This is a genomic window from Clostridioides sp. LIBA-7678 (assembly GCF_056716065.1).
Genome location: NZ_CP196987.1, coordinates 2,040,394 through 2,063,409, shown reverse-complemented (window position 1 = coordinate 2,063,409; position 23,016 = coordinate 2,040,394). Strand labels below are relative to the sequence as shown.

20 protein-coding genes and 1 pseudogene are annotated in these 23,016 nt (G+C 27.8%); 1 reads left to right on the top strand and 20 read right to left on the bottom strand.

What is annotated here, in order from left to right:
• Positions 1-9 precede the first annotated feature (9 nt).
• From ACTG46_RS09975 to ACTG46_RS09910, 14 genes are all read right to left on the bottom strand, one after another.
• A complete protein-coding gene (locus ACTG46_RS09975; RefSeq protein WP_479924039.1) occupies positions 10-849 on the bottom strand; it encodes a prephenate dehydrogenase in 840 nt (279 codons plus the stop codon).
• 20 nt (positions 850-869) lie between these two features.
• Complete coding sequence (locus ACTG46_RS09970) at positions 870-1,403, bottom strand: shikimate kinase (RefSeq protein WP_074178148.1); 534 nt, start codon at positions 1,401-1,403, stop codon at positions 870-872.
• A gap of 11 nt (positions 1,404-1,414) precedes the next feature.
• A complete protein-coding gene (gene aroE / locus ACTG46_RS09965; RefSeq protein ID WP_054270317.1) occupies positions 1,415-2,224 on the bottom strand; it encodes a shikimate dehydrogenase in 810 nt (269 codons plus the stop codon).
• Between the two features lie 46 nt (positions 2,225-2,270).
• On the bottom strand, positions 2,271-3,467 hold the full coding sequence (gene pheA / locus ACTG46_RS09960; protein ID WP_479924038.1) for a prephenate dehydratase: 1,197 nt from the start codon (positions 3,465-3,467) through the stop codon (positions 2,271-2,273).
• Between the two features lie 2 nt (positions 3,468-3,469).
• Entirely contained in the window at positions 3,470-4,549 is a 1,080-nt protein-coding gene (gene aroC / locus ACTG46_RS09955; RefSeq protein ID WP_479924037.1) for a chorismate synthase, read from the bottom strand.
• Positions 4,527-5,840 (bottom strand): 3-phosphoshikimate 1-carboxyvinyltransferase, encoded by a 1,314-nt coding sequence (aroA, locus tag ACTG46_RS09950; protein ID WP_074178145.1) that lies wholly within the window; start codon positions 5,838-5,840, stop codon positions 4,527-4,529. The genes aroC and aroA overlap by 23 nt, the downstream gene beginning before the upstream one ends.
• Positions 5,840-6,904: a 3-dehydroquinate synthase gene (gene aroB, locus ACTG46_RS09945; protein WP_479924036.1), complete on the bottom strand. Its 1,065-nt coding sequence runs from the start codon at positions 6,902-6,904 to the stop codon at positions 5,840-5,842. Before aroB ends, aroA begins: the two co-directional genes overlap by 1 nt.
• Positions 6,905-6,925: 21 nt before the next feature.
• Entirely contained in the window at positions 6,926-7,939 is a 1,014-nt protein-coding gene (gene aroF, locus ACTG46_RS09940) for a 3-deoxy-7-phosphoheptulonate synthase (protein ID WP_054270312.1), read from the bottom strand.
• 461 nt (positions 7,940-8,400) lie between these two features.
• On the bottom strand, positions 8,401-9,357 hold the full coding sequence (locus ACTG46_RS09935; protein WP_054276703.1) for a magnesium transporter CorA family protein: 957 nt from the start codon (positions 9,355-9,357) through the stop codon (positions 8,401-8,403).
• A gap of 347 nt (positions 9,358-9,704) precedes the next feature.
• On the bottom strand, positions 9,705-10,403 hold the full coding sequence (locus ACTG46_RS09930) for a response regulator (protein WP_054270309.1): 699 nt from the start codon (positions 10,401-10,403) through the stop codon (positions 9,705-9,707).
• Between the two features lie 34 nt (positions 10,404-10,437).
• Complete coding sequence (locus tag ACTG46_RS09925; protein ID WP_479924035.1) at positions 10,438-13,140, bottom strand: ATP-binding protein; 2,703 nt, start codon at positions 13,138-13,140, stop codon at positions 10,438-10,440.
• 274 nt (positions 13,141-13,414) lie between these two features.
• Entirely contained in the window at positions 13,415-14,086 is a 672-nt protein-coding gene (locus ACTG46_RS09920) for a DUF4097 family beta strand repeat-containing protein (RefSeq protein ID WP_223195490.1), read from the bottom strand.
• 14 nt (positions 14,087-14,100) lie between these two features.
• Positions 14,101-14,754: a hypothetical protein gene (locus ACTG46_RS09915; RefSeq protein WP_479924034.1), complete on the bottom strand. Its 654-nt coding sequence runs from the start codon at positions 14,752-14,754 to the stop codon at positions 14,101-14,103.
• Between the two features lies 1 nt (position 14,755).
• On the bottom strand, positions 14,756-15,598 hold the full coding sequence (locus tag ACTG46_RS09910) for an ATP-binding cassette domain-containing protein (protein ID WP_479924033.1): 843 nt from the start codon (positions 15,596-15,598) through the stop codon (positions 14,756-14,758).
• 110 nt (positions 15,599-15,708) lie between these two features.
• Here ACTG46_RS09910 and ACTG46_RS09905 point away from each other — a divergent pair, with 110 nt between their 5' ends.
• Positions 15,709-16,491, top strand: coding sequence for a MerR family transcriptional regulator (locus ACTG46_RS09905; protein WP_054270304.1), 783 nt, complete (start codon positions 15,709-15,711; stop codon positions 16,489-16,491).
• Positions 16,492-16,644: 153 nt separating this feature from the next.
• On the opposite strand, the gene ftsH is transcribed toward ACTG46_RS09905, so the two are convergent.
• The 6 genes and pseudogenes from ftsH to ACTG46_RS09875 form a co-directional block, all read right to left on the bottom strand.
• Positions 16,645-18,462, bottom strand: a complete 1,818-nt coding sequence (gene ftsH, locus ACTG46_RS09900) for an ATP-dependent zinc metalloprotease FtsH (protein ID WP_054276701.1) — start codon at positions 18,460-18,462, stop codon at positions 16,645-16,647.
• 30 nt (positions 18,463-18,492) lie between these two features.
• Positions 18,493-18,936, bottom strand: coding sequence for a MarR family winged helix-turn-helix transcriptional regulator (locus ACTG46_RS09895; protein WP_054270302.1), 444 nt, complete (start codon positions 18,934-18,936; stop codon positions 18,493-18,495).
• 330 nt (positions 18,937-19,266) lie between these two features.
• A complete protein-coding gene (locus tag ACTG46_RS09890) occupies positions 19,267-19,899 on the bottom strand; it encodes a TetR/AcrR family transcriptional regulator (protein ID WP_407813955.1) in 633 nt (210 codons plus the stop codon).
• A 170-nt stretch (positions 19,900-20,069) separates the two neighbouring features.
• Positions 20,070-20,222 (bottom strand): annotated as a pseudogene (locus ACTG46_RS09885) (homoserine O-acetyltransferase/O-succinyltransferase family protein); the annotation flags it as partial.
• 108 nt (positions 20,223-20,330) lie between these two features.
• Complete coding sequence (ltrA, locus tag ACTG46_RS09880) at positions 20,331-22,157, bottom strand: group II intron reverse transcriptase/maturase (protein WP_479924032.1); 1,827 nt, start codon at positions 22,155-22,157, stop codon at positions 20,331-20,333.
• Between the two features lie 454 nt (positions 22,158-22,611).
• Complete coding sequence (locus ACTG46_RS09875) at positions 22,612-22,758, bottom strand: hypothetical protein (RefSeq protein ID WP_479924031.1); 147 nt, start codon at positions 22,756-22,758, stop codon at positions 22,612-22,614.
• Between the last annotated feature and the right edge of the window lie 258 nt (positions 22,759-23,016).

Below are 23,016 nucleotides of genomic sequence, written 5' to 3'. Positions count from 1 at the left end.
TAGCAATCTTTATTTTTCTAGACTTTCTCTTCTTATTGAAGATTTTCTAAAATATTCTATTAATTTATTTTTATCATTATTAAAAATAGCATCTTTTATCAAATTTACTTCTGACTCAAAATTTTCTATAGATTTTAGTAAATTATCTCTATTTCCTAAAAAAAGTTCACTCCATAAATCTTCATTCATATTTGCAATTCTAGTTAAGTCTCTATAACTGTCTCCAATAAATTTACCTGTATCTCTATCTTCTTCATCACTATTTATAAGAGCAACTGCCATAACATGAGGAAGCTGAGATGTAAAAGCTATAATCTCATCATGTTTCTGTGAAGTCAATTTTTTTACTCTTTTAAACCCTATCTCCAAAATTAAATTTTCAACCAATTCTAAATTTTTTATATTATTTCTACCAGTTGGAGTAATTATATAATTTGCTTCTTTAAAAACCTGTTCACTTGCAAAATCAATTCCCTTCTTTTCTCTTCCTGCCATGGGATGCCCAAATATAAAATCTATGTCATCTGGAATTATTTTTAATACATCATTGATAAGTGTTTCTTTTATTCCTGTAGTATCAGTGATTATAGTTCCTTTTTTAAAGAATTGCTTATTATTATTTAAAAAATCCACAATTAATCTAGGATATATAGATAATACAATTAAATCAGCTTCCTTAAATAGCTCTTTACCTGTAGTACTTCCTTTTTTTATGATTTTTGATTCTTCTGCTTTCTTTAAAGTTTCTAAATCTACATCCACTCCAAATACATTTTCATATCCTGCTTTTTTTAGTGCTTTAGCAAAAGAACCTCCTATAACTCCTAGCCCTACAATAACAATATTCATTATCTTCATTTCCCCCTAGATTATTTTTCTTTAAACTCAAATTTAAAATTATCACTGATTGCATTCGTAATATTATATATAGCATTACTTAATGACTTATCATTTAAAATCTCAATATCTGAAAACTTTTTATAAAGACTTATTCTCTCATCATAAAGATTGTATAATCTATCTTTGCCATTCTTTAATAAAGGTCTTGAATTAATATTTATATCTTCTAAAATTTTTTGTACAGGTCTATCAATAAAAATAACTATACCTGTTTCTTTTAATATCTCCATATTGGCATCTTTTTTTATTACACCACCACCAGTAGATACCACTGTTTTATCACTAATAGAAAGTTCTTTGCATGCTTGAGTTTCATAGTCTCTAAAAACATCCTCTCCTTCTGAGAACAATTCTGCTATACTTTTTTGTGATATTTCACTTATATAATCATCCATATCACAAAAACTACAATTATATTCTTGAGCTAGAAGTTTACCGATTGTAGTTTTTCCACTTCCTGGCATACCTATTAATATTAATTTTTCTTTTGGTTTATTTATCATAATAATCCCCCTTACAAAAACTCTAATTTTAATTCATTATATATAACATCTAAAATATCATTATTTATTTTTCTATTCTGCCAAATTTCCTGAGACTTTATTGCTTGACCTACCAACATATATAAACCATCACAAGTTTTCTTACCCATATCATTACCAATTCTCAAAAACTCTGTTTCTCCAGGATTATAAATTAAATCCACTAAAGTATCAAAATTTTGTATAATTGATTTTGGTACTGGTGATATTCCAACATTAGGATACATTCCTACTGGTGTAGCATTTATCATTATATCTCCTTTTATAAATTGAAGTTCTTCATAATCTATTAATATAGCTTTATCATTTAATAATTTTTTATTATCTTTTTTTCTAGTTGAAACATAAACTTTATCTACACCAGAATCAAGGAGATATGTAAGAGCAGCTTTAGATGCTCCACCAGTTCCTAATATAACAGCGACTTTTCCTTGAACATTAATATTGGCCATTTTAAACATACTATCAAGACCAAAGTAATCTGTATTATAACCATATAATATATTTTCTTTAAGTAAAATTGTATTAACTGCTCCTATTCGTTTTGCTTCTGGTGATATAAAATCTAAATATTTCATAATGCGTTCCTTATATGGCACAGTGACATTTACTCCTTGTATCCCTAATAATTTTATAGCACTCTCTAACTTGGATATATCTTCTTTTGATATTTCAAAGTTTTTATATGCACTTTCAATATTTAATATCTCAAATATTCTTTTATGGATTTGAGGTGAAACACTATGAGAAAGCTTTTCACCTACTAGACCAAAAAAATTCATCTTTGTACCTCCTAATAATTAAATTTAAATAAAGAATTCTATTTTACTATTCAATTTTATTCTTATATACACCTATAAATTTAAAATATGCTGTATTATGTTCTATCAATTCTAATAAATTGTACACTTTTGGATTATAAATAGAGCATTCAAAATCTATATAAAAGAAATATCTCCATGAAGCATCCTTCATAGGTCTTGATTCTATTTTTGTCATATTTATATTATTTTCAGCAAAGTACCCAAGTACTTTATATAGTTTTCCTGCTTCATGTTCAACAGAAAATACTATGCTCATTTTATTTGATTCTTCATCAATGTGTATCTGATTGCTGATTACTACGAATCTAGTGTAATTATTCGTAATATCATTTATACAAGGACTTATTATTTCTAGTTCATAAATATTTGCAGCTTTTTTACTTGCAATTGCTGCTTTTGTTTTGTCTTGAAGTCTTTTTACAAGTTCAGCACTTGTTGCTGTATTATTAAATGGTATCAGTTTCCAATTACTATTCTGTTTTAAAAACTCACTACTTTGCCCTATCCCTTGTGGATGAGAGTATATTTCTTTTATATCTTCAAGTTTTGTACCTTTTATTCCAATTAAATTTTGGTCTATTTTTATACATTCTTCTCCAACTATATAGAAACCATATTTTCTTAAAAGGTCATAAGTTTCAGAAATAGCTCCTGTAGATGAATTTTCTATAGGTATTATTCCATAATCTATTTCTTTATTTTTAAGTGCTACGAAAACATCTTCAAATTCTTTAAATTGTTTTTTGGATATTTTTTTATTGAAGAATTTATTTAATGCTTCTTCTGTAAATGAACCGGATATACCAGGAAACCCTACTAGGATATTTTTTTTATTAATTTCATATTTTAAAGTTTTATATTTATTGATGTTTGACAAATCAAATTTCTCATTTGATGAATTTAGATTACATTCAGATTTTTCTTCTTTATTGTCATCCATTATTCTCTTTTGTAATCCCCTACTAATTTCCATTATAGAATTAAAAAACTGTATCGTTTCTTGAGAATACCCTTTATTATCCAAATTATCTACAGCTTTACTTAGTACTTTTTCTTCTCTATCTTTTTGAAATATAGTAGTGTTATTTTTCATTTTATGTTTAGCAATCTCAAGAACTGTATTCATTCTCTTTTCAAATAATTGAATAAGCTCTTTATCTATGTCATCAATTTCATTTCTATATCTTGTTAAATCCTCCATTATTATCGTCCTTTCATCAAATCAAAAATTCCAATAGCCGTTACTGCTTCTATTACAGGTACTGCTCTTTGAACTATACAAGGGTCATGTCTACCTTTAATAGATAAAATATCATCTTTTTTATCTTTTATATTAATTGTGTTCTGCTGAACACTAATCGATGGTGTTGGTTTTACTGCAACTTTGAAAATTATTGGCATTCCAGTTGTAATACCTCCAATAATTCCACCATTATTATTTGTTTTACTCCTAACTTGATTACCTTCATAATACATCTCATCATTACTTTGAGAACCATACATATCTGTAAGTCCAAAACCCAAACCAAACTCTACACCTTTTATAGATGGAACAGAAAACAATAAATGTGATAGAGTAGATTCAACAGAATCAAAAAATGGATTCCCAATGCCTACATTAATTCCCACTACTGCACATTCAATTATTCCACCAACTGAATCTCCTTGATGTTTTGCATCTATAATAGTATCTCTCATAGTGTCTTCCTTTGATAAATCAAGTAAAGGTAACTCTAAAGTTTGTAAATTTGTTAATTGTTGTTTTGATATATCTGCATAATCAAAGCTAATATCTTCTATATCTTTAATTTTTTTTATATGTGCTCCTATTTCTATTCCTTTTTGTGATAGAATTTGTTTACATATAGCACCACAAAATACTAATGGAGCTGTTATCCTCCCTGAAAAGTGACCTCCGCCTCTGTAGTCATTAAATCCAGAATATCTTACATGCCCTGTATAATCTGCATGTCCTGGTCTCATTAAATTTTTAAGTTCCCCATAATCCTTTGAACGAGTATCACTATTTCTTATGATTGCACATAGTGGAGTTCCTGTAGTTTTACCATCAAAGTATCCACTTAGAATTTCTGGTATATCACTTTCATTTCTTGAGGTAGATATAGAATTTTTTCCAGGTGCCCTTCTCTTCATTTCTTTATCAATCTTATCAAAGTCAAGTTCAATTCCAGAAGGAAGACCATCTATATTTATACCTATAGCATTTCCATGAGATTCTCCAAAAATTGAGATTTTCAAATTATTTCCCCATATTCCACTCATCAATTCGCCCTCCTAACATCTCAAAATCTTTAAAAAAATGTGGATAAGATTTAGATACACACTCAAAATCTTTTAATACTATCGGTTTGTCACATCTACAAGAAGCTATTGCAAGTGTCATTGCAATTCTATGGTCTTTATGACTCCATACTTCTACTCCACCATTTAGCTTACTTACCCCATCAATTATTAAACTATCTTCTTTTTCCTCTATATTTGCTCCAAGTTTACTCAACTCAACATTTATTGCATGAAGTCTATCACATTCTTTAATTCTAAGCCTTCCAGCATTTATTATTGTAGTTCTTCCTCTACTTAAAGCTGCTACTACTGACAAAACTGGTATTATATCTGGACACTGAGATGCATCTATTAGAGTACTATTTAAACAATTAACTATACCTTTTATTTTTTCATCTTCTCTTAAAATATCCATACCCATTCTAGATAAAATATCAATAACTTCACTATCACCTTGAAGAGAATCTTCTTTAAGGTCTAGTATATTAATTTCTCCTCCAATAGCATCTGCTGATAAATAAAATGCACCTTGAGAATAATCACCTTCCACTTTATAATCTCTAGCTTTATACATTTGATTTCCTTTTATAATAAATTCTTTATAATTATTGTTTACAATCTCTATTCCAAAATCTCTCATAGTTGAAAGAGTTAAATCTAAGTATCCTTTGGATTCTAGCTCAGTTGTAATTATTATTTTTGAATCATTGTCTAATGTTGGTAAAATAAATAATAAACCTGTTATAAACTGAGAACTTATATTTCCTTTTACTTTAAATTCATCTGGTTTAAGTTTTCCTGATATTACTAAATCCAGTTGATTTTCCTTATAGCTATATTCTATATTTTGTCTATCAAAAATTTCATAATAAGTATCAAGTGGTCTTTTCCCAAGATTCCCTCTACCTACAAATCTTTTTATTCCATCAAATGCTAGTGATATAGGTACTAAAAATCTTAAAGTAGAACCTGATTCATTGCAATCTATTGTCAATTTAGATTGATTTAATTGATTTTCTTTATTCAAAACTGCTTCTTTAGAAAAAATACCCGTAATTTCTAAAATATCTTCCTTCTTTTCTATAATAGCTCCAAGTGATGTCATTGCTCTTATAGTAGCTATAATATCATCAGAAAAATCTATATTAGAAATTCTACTTTTTCCATCACTTAAAGATGAACAAATAACTGCTCTATGTGCCATACTTTTGGATGGTGGGATTTTTACATCTCCAGACAATCTACTTGGATATATTTTTAAACTTCCCATCATTTTACCTCCTGAAAAAATTTAGAAGTAGTATTATATATAATACTCTCTCCAATGTTCTTTAAAAGTATTATTTTTAATGTATCACCTAGATTCTTTTTATCAAGAGATATTGCATCTATTATAGACTTATTATCTCTTAATTCAATTTCATAAGGCAAATCATAATTTATTAAAATTGATTTTATAAGCTCTGATGTACCCTCATTTGTGATTCCTTTTTTTTCACTTTCTAAAGTTATCTTATACATCCCTATGCCAACAGCTTCTCCATGAGTATAGCCAGAAAAATTGTAATATGTCTCAATAGCGTGACCTAATGTATGCCCAAAATTTAGAAGCATTCTATCTCCGAAGTCTCTTTCATCAGCTTCAACCACTGTTTTTTTAATAAAGCAACATTTGTGTATAATGTATTCTATATGTTGCATTACTTCTTCCCTATTTTTTAAACTTAAAAGCTTATTAAAAAAAATTCTGTCTTTTATACATCCATATTTTATAACTTCAGCCATTCCATCTCTATAAAATTTTTCGGGAAGTGACAACAGTACATTTGGGTCGATAAATACAGCTTTAGGTTGATAAAAGCTTCCTACCAAATTTTTTCCTCTTTCAAGGTCAACTCCAACTTTTCCACCCACAGAACTATCAACTTGTGCTAACAAAGATGTTGGAATTTGAATGAAATTTACACCTCTTAGAAAAGTTGCTGCTACAAATCCACCTAAATCTCCTATTACCCCTCCTCCTAAAGTAATAATCAAATCTTTTCTAGTCAACTTAAAGTCGAGTAAACTATCATATATTTTAGGAAGAGTATTAAATGACTTTGTTTCTTCACCAGCTTTTAATATTATAGCTTTAGTTTCAAATCCAGATTCATTTAAATTATTTTTTACTTCACTTAAATATAATTTCGCTATATTTTCATCAGTTACAATAAAAATCTTATTTCCAGAATATATTTTTTTTATTTCTTTACCTATATCTTTTAATATATTTTTTTTAATAAATATGTTATAGCTATTTTCTTTTAAATTTACTAATAATTTTTCTTCCACACTTAACCATCCTTTTATAGATTATATTTCTCTTCCAACTGCTAATGCGACAGTCTTTAATTCACTTATTAATTCATCATATTCATTTGGTCTAATTGATTGTTTGCCATCACAAAGTGCATGGGCTGGGTCATTATGAACTTCTATTATAAGCCCATCTGCTCCAACTGCAATTGCTGCTTTAGATAGAGAGTCTACCATCCATGATTTTCCTGCTGCATGACTTGGGTCAACTATTACTGGTAAATGACTAAGCTTCTTTACAGCTAAAATTGCACTTAAATCCAAAGTGTTTCTAGTATATGTTTCGAAAGTTCTTATACCTCTTTCACAAAGTACTACATTTTCATTTCCTCCAGCCATTATATACTCAGCTGACATTAACCACTCTTCAATTGTAGCAGATAATCCTCTTTTTAAAAGTATTGTTTTATGTGTTTTTCCTAATTCTTTTAATAAATCGAAGTTTTGCATGTTTCTAGCTCCAACTTGAATTACATCTACATTTTCTTCAAATATATCTATATCTTGTGTTGACATTATTTCTGTAACTATAGGAAGCCCTGTTTTTTCTTTTGCTTTCTTTAATAAATCTAATCCATCGTATCTTAATCCCTGGAAAGCGTATGGTGATGTTCTTGGTTTGAATGCTCCTCCTCTTAAGAACCCTGCTCCTGATTTTTTTACATCTTCAGCGATAGATACTATTTGTTCTTCTGTTTCAACAGAACAAGGTCCAGCTATCATAGCAATTTTTTTTGAACCAATTTCCATCCCATTAACATTTATTATAGAAGGTTCTGGATGAAACTTTCTGTTTGCCTTTTTAAAAGGCTCTACTACATGCATAACTTTTTCAACTATTTTATTTGCCTCTATTCTTTTAGCATCTATTTTACTAGTGTCTCCAACTAAACCTAAAACAGTTAGTTCTGTCCCATCTATAGGATTAACTTCTACTCCTTCTCTTCCAATAGCTTCTATTAACTTCTTAACTTCACTTTTATCTGCTCCCATTTTTAATACTACTATCATTTTTACTACCTCCCAATATTATAGTTTTATATTTAAAATAAAAAAGAGAACTCACTAATGAGTTCTCTAAAATAATCTATTAAGCATTAAATCTTATATAAATATACAAAACAACAATTTTTATAAAATTTACTTATGCTCAAAATCATTAAAACAAGGCCTCACCAGAAAGGAATTGCATGTATTTTTGTAAAAGAAATAGCCAGCGCTAAAATAAAAGCCCCAGAACATAAAGTAATAAAAGCTATAAAGTTTTGCTGTTAGTTCTTTTAATATTCCTTTCATAGTATTCTCCTCCATTTTTATAATTTATTATTCTTCTTGTTTAATAATTATAGCAAAGAAAATATAATTGTCAATATTTTCTATAAATATTTTCAATTTAAAATATTTTTTCATTTTCTTAAATTAGTTTCTTAATTGCTGTATTTTTATAAAACACTTTAAAAATCATCTGTTATTTACAATAGCTTTTTTATTTTAAATATTACAATTCCAACAAAAATTATACATAACATAAAGAGTAAAGTTGCTGGATATCCATAGACCCAATTTAATTCTGGCATGTATCTAAAGTTCATTCCATATATACCAGTTATAATTGTAAGTGGTGCAGATATAGCTGTTAGTAAAGTTAATTTTGTAATTAGATGGTTTGTTCTTTCACCTACTCTAGAAGAGTATATATCTAATAGTTTATCAGCTAATTCTCGTGTTGATAATGCAAAATTATATAATTTATCAATTCCAAAATCTATACCTTGAAAATTTTCAAGATTATATTTTTTTACATTGGAATACTTCAAATACCTTATATTTTCTTTTACTATTCTGTCACCAATATATAAAAGAGGTCTAGTATTCTTAACTATAGTCCTCGTTAGACCCCTTACATCACTTATTCTAGATACATGATTTTTATGAATATTATCCATCATCTCATCTTCTATTTGAAGAATTAATTCTTCAACTTTTTCCAAAGACTCAAAACCATTTTTTATAACCTCTCTAAAAATTAAATAGTTTATTTTAAATAGGTTTATAACTGGGTTTTTTTCAAGTTGAGAATTTTTAAAAATAATACTTTTTACAAATTCAAATAAAAAATGTTCCTCATTTACTACAACTAATATAAAATTATCTGATAAATACATATTTACTTCTTCTATAACAGCCTCTCCATCTCTTAATTCAAATGTATTTAAACTCAAAAAATCGTAATTATCAAATAAATCAAGTTTCGTTATTTCATCAAACTTAAGACAATCATTAAAAGTTATCTCATCTATATCCAAGATTTCTTTGAGCAATTTTAAATTTTTTGGAGCACTTAATATAAGATAAGAATTTTCTGCTGTATAAAATTTTTCACTAAAATCTTCAATAATTTCTCTTGTATTTAAATTCAGTATATACATACATCTACTCCTAAACTTCAATTTACATTTCAAAAATTTTCTATAATGATTATTGTAATTATTTTACACTATTTTAATAATTATTATTTAATATTTATGTTAAATTTATTATAAGACAAGGGTTAAATATTTTTATTGTTTAATTAAAATCTTTACCACAAATTATACCATGTATTTATTTTAAATCATATTTCGTATTATTAATACTAAAAAATTATTGATACTTAAAAAATAAAATGCATATACTAAACTAACAATAGCATATACACTTCATTCTTATTTTTAACTAAATTATATAATTATAATATACATTAAATATTCAATCTGATAATTAATATACATAACATCTATTCATCATTTAATCTATATCCTACACCAACCTCTGTAATTATATACCTTGGGTCAGCAGGTTGCTTTTCTATTTTCCTCCTTAATGTTGCCATAAAAACCCTTAAAGACTTAGTTTCATTTCCAATAATACTACCCCATATCTCTTTTATTATAAAATTATGAGTAAGTACTTTTCCATGATGTTTTGCAAGTAATGAAAGAATATTATATTCAATAGGTGTCAAATGGACTTCATTATCATCAACTATAACTCTTCTTTTATCAAAATCAATCAATAATTTATCTACTTCAAAAGTAGATTTAACTTCTTCTTTTTGTTGTAACTCCATCTGTGAATGTCTAAGTGCTACTCTAACTCTAGCCAATAATTCTACTATCGAAAATGGTTTTGTTAAATAATCATCCGCTCCTGCATCAAATACTTCTACCTTTTCTCTATCTTGTTCTCTTGCGGAAACTACAATTATTGGTATCTTTGAAAATTGTCTAATAGCTTTTATTACCTCTATTCCATCCATATCTTCTAACCCTAAATCCAAAAGAACGACATCTGGAGAATATGAAACAGCAATCGATATTCCTTCTTTACCAGTTATAGCTTCCTTGACATCGTAATCTTGTGTCAAAAGCGCAGTAGATATAAATTTTCTTATTGTCTTATCATCCTCTACTAATAATATAAGTTTTTTACTCATTTCTTCCTCCAAAAATAAATTTCAAAATTTGACATTATTCATTTTCCTTAGGCAAACTAAATTTAAAAGTTGAACCTTTATCTCTATTATTTTCTACCATAATTTCACCTTTATGAGCTTGAATTATTGATTTACAAATTGATAATCCAAGTCCAACACCTTTTCTAGAATCCTTAGAACCTTCTTCTCCTGTAAAAAATCTATCAAAAACATGCTTTTTCAATTCTTTTGATATACCAGGGCCATTGTCAGATACTTCAAACCAAACATAATCTTCTTCTTCATATACATTTATATTTATCTTACAATCTTCTTTTGAATATTTTAAAGAGTTATCTATCAAATTAATTAAAACTTGCTCTACCAATTTTGCATCCATAGGAACAAATAGTATTTGTTCTGGTATATTAATATCTATAATTGCATTCTCAATTCTTTTTTTAATTTTTTGCAATGCTTCTGAGATAACCTCTTCAACAAGTTCAGAATGTTTTTTAACTTCTAATTTTCCTTCATCTATTTTAGTCATGCTAAGTAAATTTTCAACAAGTCTAATTAACCATTGAGTATCTTCATATACACCACTAAGTAATTCATCTATTATATCTTGACCTATAGTACCTTTATTTTTTATAATCGTACTTACTGCTCCAGATATTCCTGCTAATGGAGTTCTAAGGTCATGGGAAACTGCTCTTAGAAGATTACTTCTTAATCTTTCTCTCTCTATTTCAAGATTGGTATTTTCTTTTGCTTCTGATAGAATTTCTCTGTCAAGAGCTATTGCCATTTGAGCTATTATTGTTTCAATTAAATTTATGTCTTCTGCATCTAATTTCGAATCAATACATGATATCCCAACAACCCCTAAAGTTAAATTCATACCTACTATTGGTATATAATACCCCTTTGAACCTGGAAGTGTATCTGTATCACTACCTGCCACTGTTGAATTGGATAAAACCCAACTTGCAACAGCTTTTTCATCGTCACTATCTAAATCATTTTTATCTTTGTTAGAAGCATTTTTTTTATATAACTTTGATTTTTTATGCTTATCTACACTTAAATAACAAACTACATCTCTACTCAAACTAAGAGATAAAAGCTCTATCCCCTTATTTACTATATCATCTTTATTTGATAACCTCAAAAATCCCTTTATTATTTGGTATATCATTTTTGTATTTTCTTCTCTTTTAGCAGCTGTTTCTGCTTCATGTTGTACCTTAGATGTAAGTGTACTAGTTATTATACCAACTATCGAAAATACAACTAATGTAACTATATAGTTTGAATCAGCTATTGATAATGTATATATTGGTGCTGTAAAAAAATAATTTAGCAGGATTATATTTAACACAGAACTCACTATACCTGTGCTATATCCTTTAGTCCACATTGAAACTAAAACTACTCCTAACATATATATTAGCAGTATATTTTCTCTTATAAATCCAAGACTTTGTACTACATATGCTAAGATACTTATCATTAAAGTAACAATCATAAGTTTGATAAAATCAACCTTACTAATTTTAAATTTTGATTTTATTGATAGTTTATCTTTTTTAGGTTTATATTTAACTTCTGAAGCAAATTTATAAGGTATTATATGTATATCTATATAATCCACTTCGTCTATTAATTTGTCAACTATATCTTTTTTAAATTTCTTATTAAGTTTTTTATTATTTGAATGATTTCTACCTATTACAATTTTTGTTACATTTCTAAGCTTTGCAATCCTAAGTATCTGTTCAATTACATCTTCACCATGTAAAACAATTATTTCACCACCTAATTTCTTGGCAAGTTTTAAATTGTTTTGTAATTGTTTTTGCTCTTGTAAAGATAATCTTGCTGTATTTGGAGTTTCAACATATAAAGCTATCCATTTTGCAAATGTACTGTCTGATATTCTAGATGCAGTTCTAATGACTTTTGCAGAGGATGGAGAGGGGCTTATACATGCAAGCAGTGTATCTGATGTAGGTATTACGCTTACATCACCTTTTGATAATCTAGTCATTTGTACTTCTTTATTTACTCGTTCTGCTGTTTTTCTAAGGGCAATCTCTCTAAGGGCAACTAAATTATCTTTTATAAAAAAATTATCTTTTGCTCTAATTGCTTGTTCTTTCTTATATATTTTACCTTCACTGAATCTTTCAAGAAGTACATCAGGTTCAACATCAATAAGTTCCAATTGTGTATTAGTATCTAAAAACTTATCTGGTATAGTTTCTTTAACTGATACATTTGTAATTATTTCAACAATGTCATTTAGACTTTCTAAGTGTTGAACATTTACAGTGGTATATACATTTATACCTGCTAACAATAATTCTTCTATATCTTGCCACCTTTTTGTATGTCTTAGCCCAGTGACATTAGAATGTGCAAACTCATCTACCAATATAACGTCTGGCTTTCTTGCCAAAGCAGCATCTAAATCAAATTCTTTTAGTTTTATAGATTTATATTCTATCTCCTTTACAGGAAGAATTTCTAATCCCTCAAGTAAAGCTAATGTCTCTGGTCTTGTGTGTGGTTCAATATATCCAACTACTACATCTACACCTACTTTTTTCAAATTTTGTGCAGATTCCAGCATAGAATAAGTCTTCCCTACTCCTGCTGCATAGCCAAAAAATATTTTTAATTGACCTCTATTCAATTTATTTTCTTCATTTTTAATTTTTTCTAACAGTATATCAGGGTTTGGTCTGTCCATTAAACAACCTCCTTACACCTTTCATTATTATTATATTATCAATTTTGGCATAAAATTGTAGTTAAAATGTATTTTTAATGATTAAGATTATGTAAAGATTTAAATATGTACTATTAACTAAATAATAAAAACACTTAATAAATACAAGTAGCAAATAACTTTAGAGGTTTCATATACACGATTCGGATTTTATACATAAAAAATAAAGCAAAACACTACAAATGAATGGTATGTGTTTTGCTTTATTTGCAGTTTTATTTTAATAGGTTTGGCTTTAATCGTTAATAAAGTCCAAAAGAATATCTCCATTATTTGTATAAGTTGTAAGTTTCTTTGAACCATTATGTTTATCATTAGGCAAATTACTTTTTCCCTTTTTTATATAGTTTGATATAAAAAAATCATCATAAGAACCTGTTAGTGTTCCACCTATATTACCATTTTTCGTTTCAAGTTCTATAGAGTTTCTTGCATCAAGCTCTTTTAATTCAATATTTCCATTGCTAACCTTTATATCTACTGAACTTAAAAATGATAATTGTGATATTTCTATATCTCCATTAGATGTTTTTAAGTTTAGATTTTCTAAAGATTCATTGGGTATCCACATTTTTATTGTTCTGTTTTCTATTGAAGTCTTTCCACCTATATAATCACTCCAACCCTTATTAGTAATATATTTAATTGACAATCTATTTTTTTCGAATAAATCAATCATATAATACTCTTTTTCACTGTCATAATAAGAAATATGAATTTTTTTATCTGAAGATGGAAAAACCTCAATTTTTCTATCTTTTATGTCAACTTCTATATTATCTATATCTAACATAGAGTATTGCTTTTTCTCATAAGTAGTATCTGTAGAAGAACACCCCACTAAAGTGCTTGATAATACAATTAATATACTTAAAAGACTAAATAATTTTTTAAAGTTTTTTTTCATTTGTAATCTCCTTGTTAAATAGCTTTCTTCTTCAATACAATCAAACAAAGATATGCTAATAGTAAACTACCTATTGAACAAATTCCAATATGTAGCAATGGATTGCTATTGAACATAATAAGCTTAAAAAACTCTACCAGTATGCCACGCAAATGCTGTATAGGAACAAATATACATATGATAGCTATAAGAGTGATGTCAGTTATCCATCCATACCAATAAGTTTGCATAGACAATAATAAATGTAAAAATATAGATACTAACAATAGGAAGGTAAATTGCTGGAAAAAAGCAAGAAATGGTCCATTTTGCCACCAACCACATAGTTCTAATAAATTTATTACTGTTTGAGTTTGATTAATCGGGTCTATTACAAGATGAATGAAAGTATTTATGAGAGATACTGCTAGAGCAGTAATAATATATGTTATCATACTTCCCCAAAAGTAATATTTTTTAGTTGCATTTAAATACATCAGCTTGCTGAAATTAAAATATACAATAAAAAATGGAACTATTAATATATAAAGATAAGTATAATTTCCACGGCTTATGGCTATTTTTGCATCACTAGATGTACTGGATAATAATACTACTAAAATTGTAATAATAAATCCAATAAAGCTACTCAAAAAATTACGTTTTACAATTGTTAAAACTGGATTCATATTAAATTACCTCCTTTCTTCCAACCATATAAATAAAGAAATCTTGGAGAGACATTTCTTCTATATTAAGACTCTCAGAATTAATAGATACGTCAAAAATGTGCCTTGTCAAAAAACCTCCAACTTGTTCATTTCCAATTATATTCAAATCTTTAGTAGCTTCTTCTACCTCTTGTTTTGGTCCACTTACACTATATGCTTTATCCTTAATAACTTGTAATGTATCAAAAAAGCATAATGCTCCTCTATCAATAATAATCAATTTTTGCATAACTTTTGCAATTTCATCTATTATATGAGTAGAAACAATAATAATTCTTGGTTTCCGAGAAAAACTTTCTGTTAATAAAGAGTAAAACTCTGCACGCATAATTGCATCAAAACCAAGTACTGGTTCATCTAAAAGAATTACTGGTTTATTACTTGAAAGACAAATAATAGTAGAGACCATAGTTTTCATTCCCAATGAGAGTTTATTGAACTTTTTACTTCCATCCAATTCAAAGCGTTCCATCATATCAATGGCAAATTGATTGTCAAAAGAAGGATTTAATTTTCCTGCAATTTTAATAAGTTTTTTTACAGGAAGATTAAAATGTTTTGCAAAGTTATCAATATAACTGACACTAGTATCCATTGTTGCTGTACTAATAAAACCTCCATTCACATAAATACTTCCACTAGAAATATTCTGATAACCTGCAATAGATTTTAAAAGTGTAGTTTTTCCTGCACCATTTCTTCCCAACAAGCAATATATTCCATCTGCTTGAATTGTACATGTAAAATCTCTTAAAACAACTGCTTCTTTGTATTTCTTCGTTACTTTTTTTAATTCTATCATAACTTGTTATCCTCTCTAATCTTTCTTTTTTATATCATTGTGACTTATGTCAACAGATGATATAATGTATTATAAACTTTTGTGTTACAAAAAAGTCAAGAGGTGAATGAATGAAAAATTACTTTTCGATTAAACAAGCTGCAGAAATTGTAGGTATGACTAGTGAAGCACTACGTCACTATGACCGTATTGGTATTGTAAAACCTTGTTACAGAGATGAATCATCTGGTTATAGATATTATTCTGAACAAGAACTTGTAAAATTACAAACTATAGCATTACTTAAATCAATGGATTTTACATTAACAGAAATTGGAGACATATTACAACTTGATAACCTACATAAAGTTATTGAAGCTCTGAAACAAGCTGAAGAAAATGCAAATAAGAAAATAGCTTATCTCCAATATGCAAAAGAAAAAATTAAACGTGCTTACACAGATTATGAAAACAAATTAAATAATATTGATACTAAAAAAGATAATTTTTTTGTAATGCATATTCCCAAAAGAGTTATTCTTATTTCCAATAATATGGAACATGCATCATTAAAAAACTTATGGAACTATCATGAACATTTCTATAATCAACTTGATACATCATTAGAATCGCAATTTTTATTTGAAGATATGGCTGGTATGATTACAACTCCAGAAAAATCTAGACTGTTTGCAATTTGTTTAAAGTATCCCTCTGTAGAAGAATTAACTATATTGCCAGAAGGTGATTACCTATGTGCAAACTGTACAGAAGAAAATAAAGATATAGTTTTAAGAGAATTATTACATAAATTAAAAACAGAATCTAATATATGCCCAAATGTAATTGTACACATCATATCTGTAACTGGAATTTTACAATGGAATTATCAAATACAGATATTGCTAAATTAAGATAGCTTACTCAAAACTTATACAATATAAAATAAAAACTAGTTATATTAAATAAGATTTTTCCATATTAAAAAGTGGTATAACATTTATAAATGCTATACCACTTTTTAGTAAATCTAAAAGGATTTTATCCTAAATCATTAAATAATTATTTTATTGTAAATTAAGTATTTCCATAAACTCATCACCTGTAATAGTTTCTTTTTCTAATAAATATTCAGCAAGTTCATGAAGTTTTTCAATATTGTTTTCTAAAATTTCAGTTGCATTTTTATGGCAAGTTTTTATTATTCTAAATACTTCTTCATCAATTTTGGCAGCAGTGTCTGAAGAACAAGCAAGAGAAGTATCTCCTCCTAGATATTGATTACTTATTGTCTCTAGAGCAACCATATCAAACTCTTCACTCATACCAAGACGAGTAACCATAGCTCTTGCAATTTTTGTAGCTTGCTCTATATCATTTGAGGCTCCTGATGTACAAGTATTAAAAATAACCTCTTCAGCAGCACGACCTCCTGTAAATGTAGTTATTTTATCAATTGCTTCTTCTTTAGACATAAGTACACTCTCATCTTCTGCAACTTGCATAGTATAACCCAATGCACCTGAAGTTCTAGGTATTATAGTAATCTTATGGACAGGAGCAGAATGTTTTTGCATAGCAGCAACAAGTGCATGACCTATTTCATGATAAGCTATAATTTTCTTTTCCTTATCTGAAATTACAGCTCCTTTACGTTGATATCCAGCAATTACAGTTTCGACAGATTCATCAAAATCCTGTTGTTCTACTATATCTCTGCCCGATTTAACAGCTAAAAGTGCTGCTTCATTAACAATATTTGCAAGTTCTGCGCCTGAAGCACCTGATGTAGACCTCGCAACTGCATTATAATCTATATCTGAGCTTACATTTACATTTTGAGCATGCACCTTTAATATAGCTTCACGTCCTCCAAGGTCTGGAAGTTCAACTGGTATACGTCTATCAAATCTTCCTGGACGAAGTAATGCTTTATCAAGACTATCAGGTCTATTTGTAGCAGCAAGTATTACTACACCTATTCCACCATCAAAACCATCCATCTCACTTAACAACTGATTCAAAGTTTGTTCACGTTCATCATTTCCACCTAATCCACTTCCATTATCACGCTTTTTCCCAATAGTATCAATCTCATCTATAAAGACTATACATGGAGCTTTTTCTTTTGCTTGTTTAAATAAATCACGAATTCTAGATGCTCCCATTCCTACAAACATCTCAACAAATTCAGAACCAGATATTGAGAAAAATGGAACATTTGCTTCTCCTGCTACAGCTTTTGCAAGAAGTGTTTTTCCTGTACCTGGAGGCCCTACTAAAAGCGCACCTTTAGGCATTTGTGCTCCTATCTTCTTGTATTTTTCTGGATTGTGTAAGAAATCTACTATCTCACTTAAAGCTTCTTTTGCCTCATCTTGACCAGCAACATCATTAAATCTTTTTCCACTTTGAGCAGATACATACATTTTAGCATTGCTCTTTCCAAACTGCATACTGTTGCCACCCATTCGCTTTTGCATTGATTTCATCATTAAATTACCAAATAGCATAAGAATACCTATAGGTATTATCCATGTAAGTAAAATACTTAAAAGTGGTGAGTTTTCCTTAGGAATAACCTTATTAAACTCTACTTTCGCATTTTTCAATCTATCTACCAATTCTGGGTCATCCATTCTACCAGTTATGTATATATTCTTATCCTTACTACTAGATGGACTTATTGCTATTCTATTATTTTCTATCTCAACAGATTTTACTTTTCCTGTATCCAACATTGTAAGAAACTTCCCATAGTCAATCTCAACCATTTTTTTATCCATTAGACTTGGAAATATTAAAGCATTTAAAAACATTACTACTATTATTATTATTGTATAATAATAGAGACCAGACCTTTTCTGTGGTTTATGTTCATCCATAATTTTATTCTCCTTTAAATTATTTTTATGTTATTTGCAATCAATGTAAGTTAAAAGCTTATTTAACTTCTCTAAACCTTCTATTATATCTTCCATATCTTGCAATTTTTCACTAGTCATATTTTCAAAATAATCATCAAAGATACTGCTTGAAATACTCTCCTGTATATCTAGTGATTTATTTGTAAGCCTTACTTTTACAATTCTTTGGTCTTCCATATCTCTTATACGATTTAAAAAACCATTCTTTTCAAGTCTCTGACATATTACTGATACATTACTGTTTGTCATATTTAAATTTTTTCCTAAATCACTTATTTTTTTCTCTCCATGTTCACATAGTTCTGACAGAATCAAGGCTTGCACTGCTGTAATACCAAGTGGTTGATAAAATTGGCTCAATAAAGTTGCAAATTTAATATTTATATCTCTAGTCAATTCCAATAACTCTTTCTTAAAACTTATCTCATCCATACAAACTCTCCCTACAAAAATGCTTTATTTTACTGAATATTAACCTTAGACTTAAGCGTATCTCACTAATAAATACTTAATACTATAATATTTAATGTATTAAATATTATAGTATTAAGTATTTATTGTCAATTACAATATTGTAACTTCAGTTATAAATATCATTTCTTATTGATATCTAATTTTATATAATATATTTTTAATAAAATTTAATGAAAAATCGATGTATATATTTTACACCGATTTCCCACTTTTTAATCCCATTACAACTAATTATCTCAAATATAGTATGACTAAAAATCAAAATATAATAATAAATAGTGCAAAAACTTAATTCTTTATTATCATATCATGTACAAAATCAAAACTACCTTTATCTGCACCTAAGGTTGTTTCCATAATATAAACAAAAGCCTCTGTTTTTTGTAACATTTCATCTTTATTCCAATTGAACATTGATTCATCAAATATACACTCAGAAGAAGCAATCAAAAACTCTATTGTTTCTTTTGGATACTTTGTATTGAATACTCCTTCTCTTACTCCTTGTTCTACTACCTCTGCTAAGATTGGTGTAAAGTTTAAAATAGTTTTAACTATTGTCTTTTGATGCATTTCTGCATTGTTTGGTAAATAGAATTGTTCAATTACTTTTTCTTTATTATTTCCAACACTAGGTCTTTGAGACATCAATATCTGAAAGAATTTTTCAAGCACTGGAATTTCTGGATTTAAAGCAATTTTTTTTGCCATATTTATATCATTATCTATAATTCTAGTTATAATTGCATCCATTACTTCTTCTTTTGATTTAAAGTAGTAATAAAAAGTACCCTTTGCAATTCCAATTTCATTTAAAATATCATTTATAGTAGTTTTCGAATAACCTTTAGTACAAAAAAGCATTTCAGCTGTATCTAATATTTCAGCTTTACGTTCTTCAGGGTCTTTTACAATTCTCATATGTTTTCTCCTTCCAATAGACCGTCAGTCGGTTTAGTTTTATTATATAAAACTACTATTATAATGTCAAATTTTTTAAAAAACAATAAGGTATAAAGAATCATTAAGACTATCTCTATACCTATCATTTTCTATATCTTATCTAATTATTTTTATATAGCATCTCAAATTTATTGTAGTAGATAGTTTTTTATCCAATTTCTAAACAATAACTCAGAATGTTTTTTCCATTTGACAGTTGGCTCTTGTGAAGGGTCATTATTCATATAATAGTTTTGAGGTATTGATATCTCATCTCCCTTGTCTATATCCCTCTTATATTCCTTATCAAGAGTGTACTATAGCGATAGGTAAGACTTTGAAGTTATCTCCATCTTTTCCCCCGCTCCACACCGTACGTGAGACTTTCACCTCATACGGCGTTCCATCAATTATTTATCAATTTCAATTATACTGTTTCCAATTTTCATGCGATATTTATTTACTTTACTCAACGCTTTTTTAGTTAAATCTAGTATTTCTAGGTAATAATCTATTGTTTTTATTTCTTTTAAATGTATTAGTGCATGAACATCTTTATTTAGTAGTACTAAATTTTTATAACTATCATCACCATTTTTATGTATTGGCGTTATATGATGTGCGCTCATACCCCATTTTAATTTTAATCTTGATATTGGACATAATCCTCTTTGTGCACAATATAATGAAAGTCTATTATCATTGTATTCTACACTCTTGTTCGGTATTGGATTTTGATTCATATAATCAAGTACTGATTTATCAATAAAACCTAATTTTTTGTGAATTAATTCTCTCCCTATTTTTGTATAATTATTTATATCTTGGGTGAAAGATAATGGTGGTTTCGTTTTTATACCATTTATAGGATATATAGCTACCCTTTTTATATATTTTGGTCTTTTATATTTTCCATATCTTTTTATAAATTCTTCACTCTTTATGCCCTGTTTTGTTTTTAATTGTCTTAAGCGTTGTTTAAAGCACTTAGAAAGATTGTAGTTTATCTTAGCAAAGTCTAAATTTACATTAGTTGCAATTTTATAGTAATTGTGAGAACCTGCTATTATCCTATTGAGGAGATATATATTCTTCTTTATAGGCATATGTTGTATTATTTTAATTTGTTCTCTAATTTTATTTTCAACTTTTTTCTTTGCTTTGTCTGTTAATCTTGATTGTACTACATACTTGTTTTTCTTTTTGTATGCTTTTAGTTTAAATCCTAAGAAATCTGAGTGTTGTTTCTTTAAGTTTGTAATTTTTGATTTCTCTGGACTTATATCTAAATCTAATCTTTCTTTTAACCAGTTTTTAACGGCTATGTATGCTTTATTTGCTTGGTTATAACTTTTACAGAAAATTTTAAAGTCATCTGCGTATCTTACAATATACATTTCTTTTAGTTTTGATTTTCTTAATGCTCGATATTTCTTTTTATTATCAGCATATTGATAATGTGATTCGTAGGTTTGCCATTGGTCACTTACCCACCAATCTAGTTCATTTAGTACTATATTTGATAGTAAAGGTGATAATATACCCCCTTGTGGAGTTCCCTTTGTTGGTATTCCTACATTTTCAATCTCTGCTTTTAACATTATACTTATTATTTTTAGTAGCTTTTTATCTCTTATGCCTAATGTCCACATTTGTTTCAATAGTTTACTGTGATTAACATTATCAAAGAAACCTTTTATATCTATATCTACTACATAATAAATATTATCATGATTGACTTTTCTACTCGCATAGGCTATGGCATGTTCTGTACTTCTGTTTGGTCTAAATCCATAGCTATGTGGGTGGAATTTTGCCTCACATATTGGTTCTAATACTTGTTTTATGCACTGTTGTATTAGTCTATCTTCTATACAAGGTATCCCTAGAGGTCTTATTTTTCCGTCATCTTTTGGAATTTCTACTCTTCGTATTTTCTGAGGAATATAGTGGTATAATCTATTTTTCATATATCTCAAATATTCCTCAGTTGTTTTGTTTTCCCAATAAGTTATGTTGTGTCGATTTGTTCCTGGTGTTTTACTACCCTTGTTAGATTTTATTGTCCTATATGCCAACATGATATTTCTATCACTTGCGATAATCTCATATAAGTTTTTAAAGTTATTTCCGTTTTTACTCTGTTCATATAGATTATCAAATATATCTTGCATATTGTAATATTCGTTATAACGCAATCTATCATTCTTTAGTATATTTTCATTCGCATTATTCATTGTTATAGGTCGATTTTCTCCTTCTATAAAACTTAAGTTTTACTTTGTGAGATAATATCTTTCTTAGTCTTACATGAACCCTATGTTTACAGTTTATATTTCATATAATTTTTTAATTGAAATAATTTTTAATAATAATTGACTTGTGCCTATCCCTCCACCACTTATTATCATGGTTTCTTAGGTACTGTGGCACTACTTTCACTGATGTTAATGTAAGTTATTAAATTTGGAAAAATTCCCTTTTTGAGGTTTCAAAAAGTTTATATATTTTAGGTAAGATAATATTTTTAGGTGTGCTTGACTTTTATTAGAATGATTTTTTTATGTTATTATCGTTTTAAAATGTCATCATCTAGGTATTTCTCATAGTCACCGTTCTATCTTTTTCTATACTTTTTTTAGTTATTTTATATCAACATGTTAATAAAGTTATTATATTTTTTATAATCAGTTACTTTAGAAGTTTCTTGAATGTTGTTTCCATTGCGTGGTTACAGCTATAGTGCTTCTTAGTAACTGTTCCTTTTTCTATCTTTATTTTACCATTAGAACCCTTTTTAATTTTAGGTTTTATGGTTATGATAGTAGGTTTTTTCATGTATATTCACTCTCCTTTCATTTAGAAAAATGAATACAGTACTGTACTTGTCATAAAGTATAACTTAACTACCATTTATTGTCAATATAAATAATTTTTATTTTATATATAAACTTTCTTAATTAAATAGAATTTAATTCTATTTAATTTTTTCCTTATTTATTTCCTTACAAGACGAAGTTATCGGTCGACAAAATTCCCATTATTTCGCCATCAGCTTCCCACGTTCCAAACAATTTATCTTTGCATATATCCTTA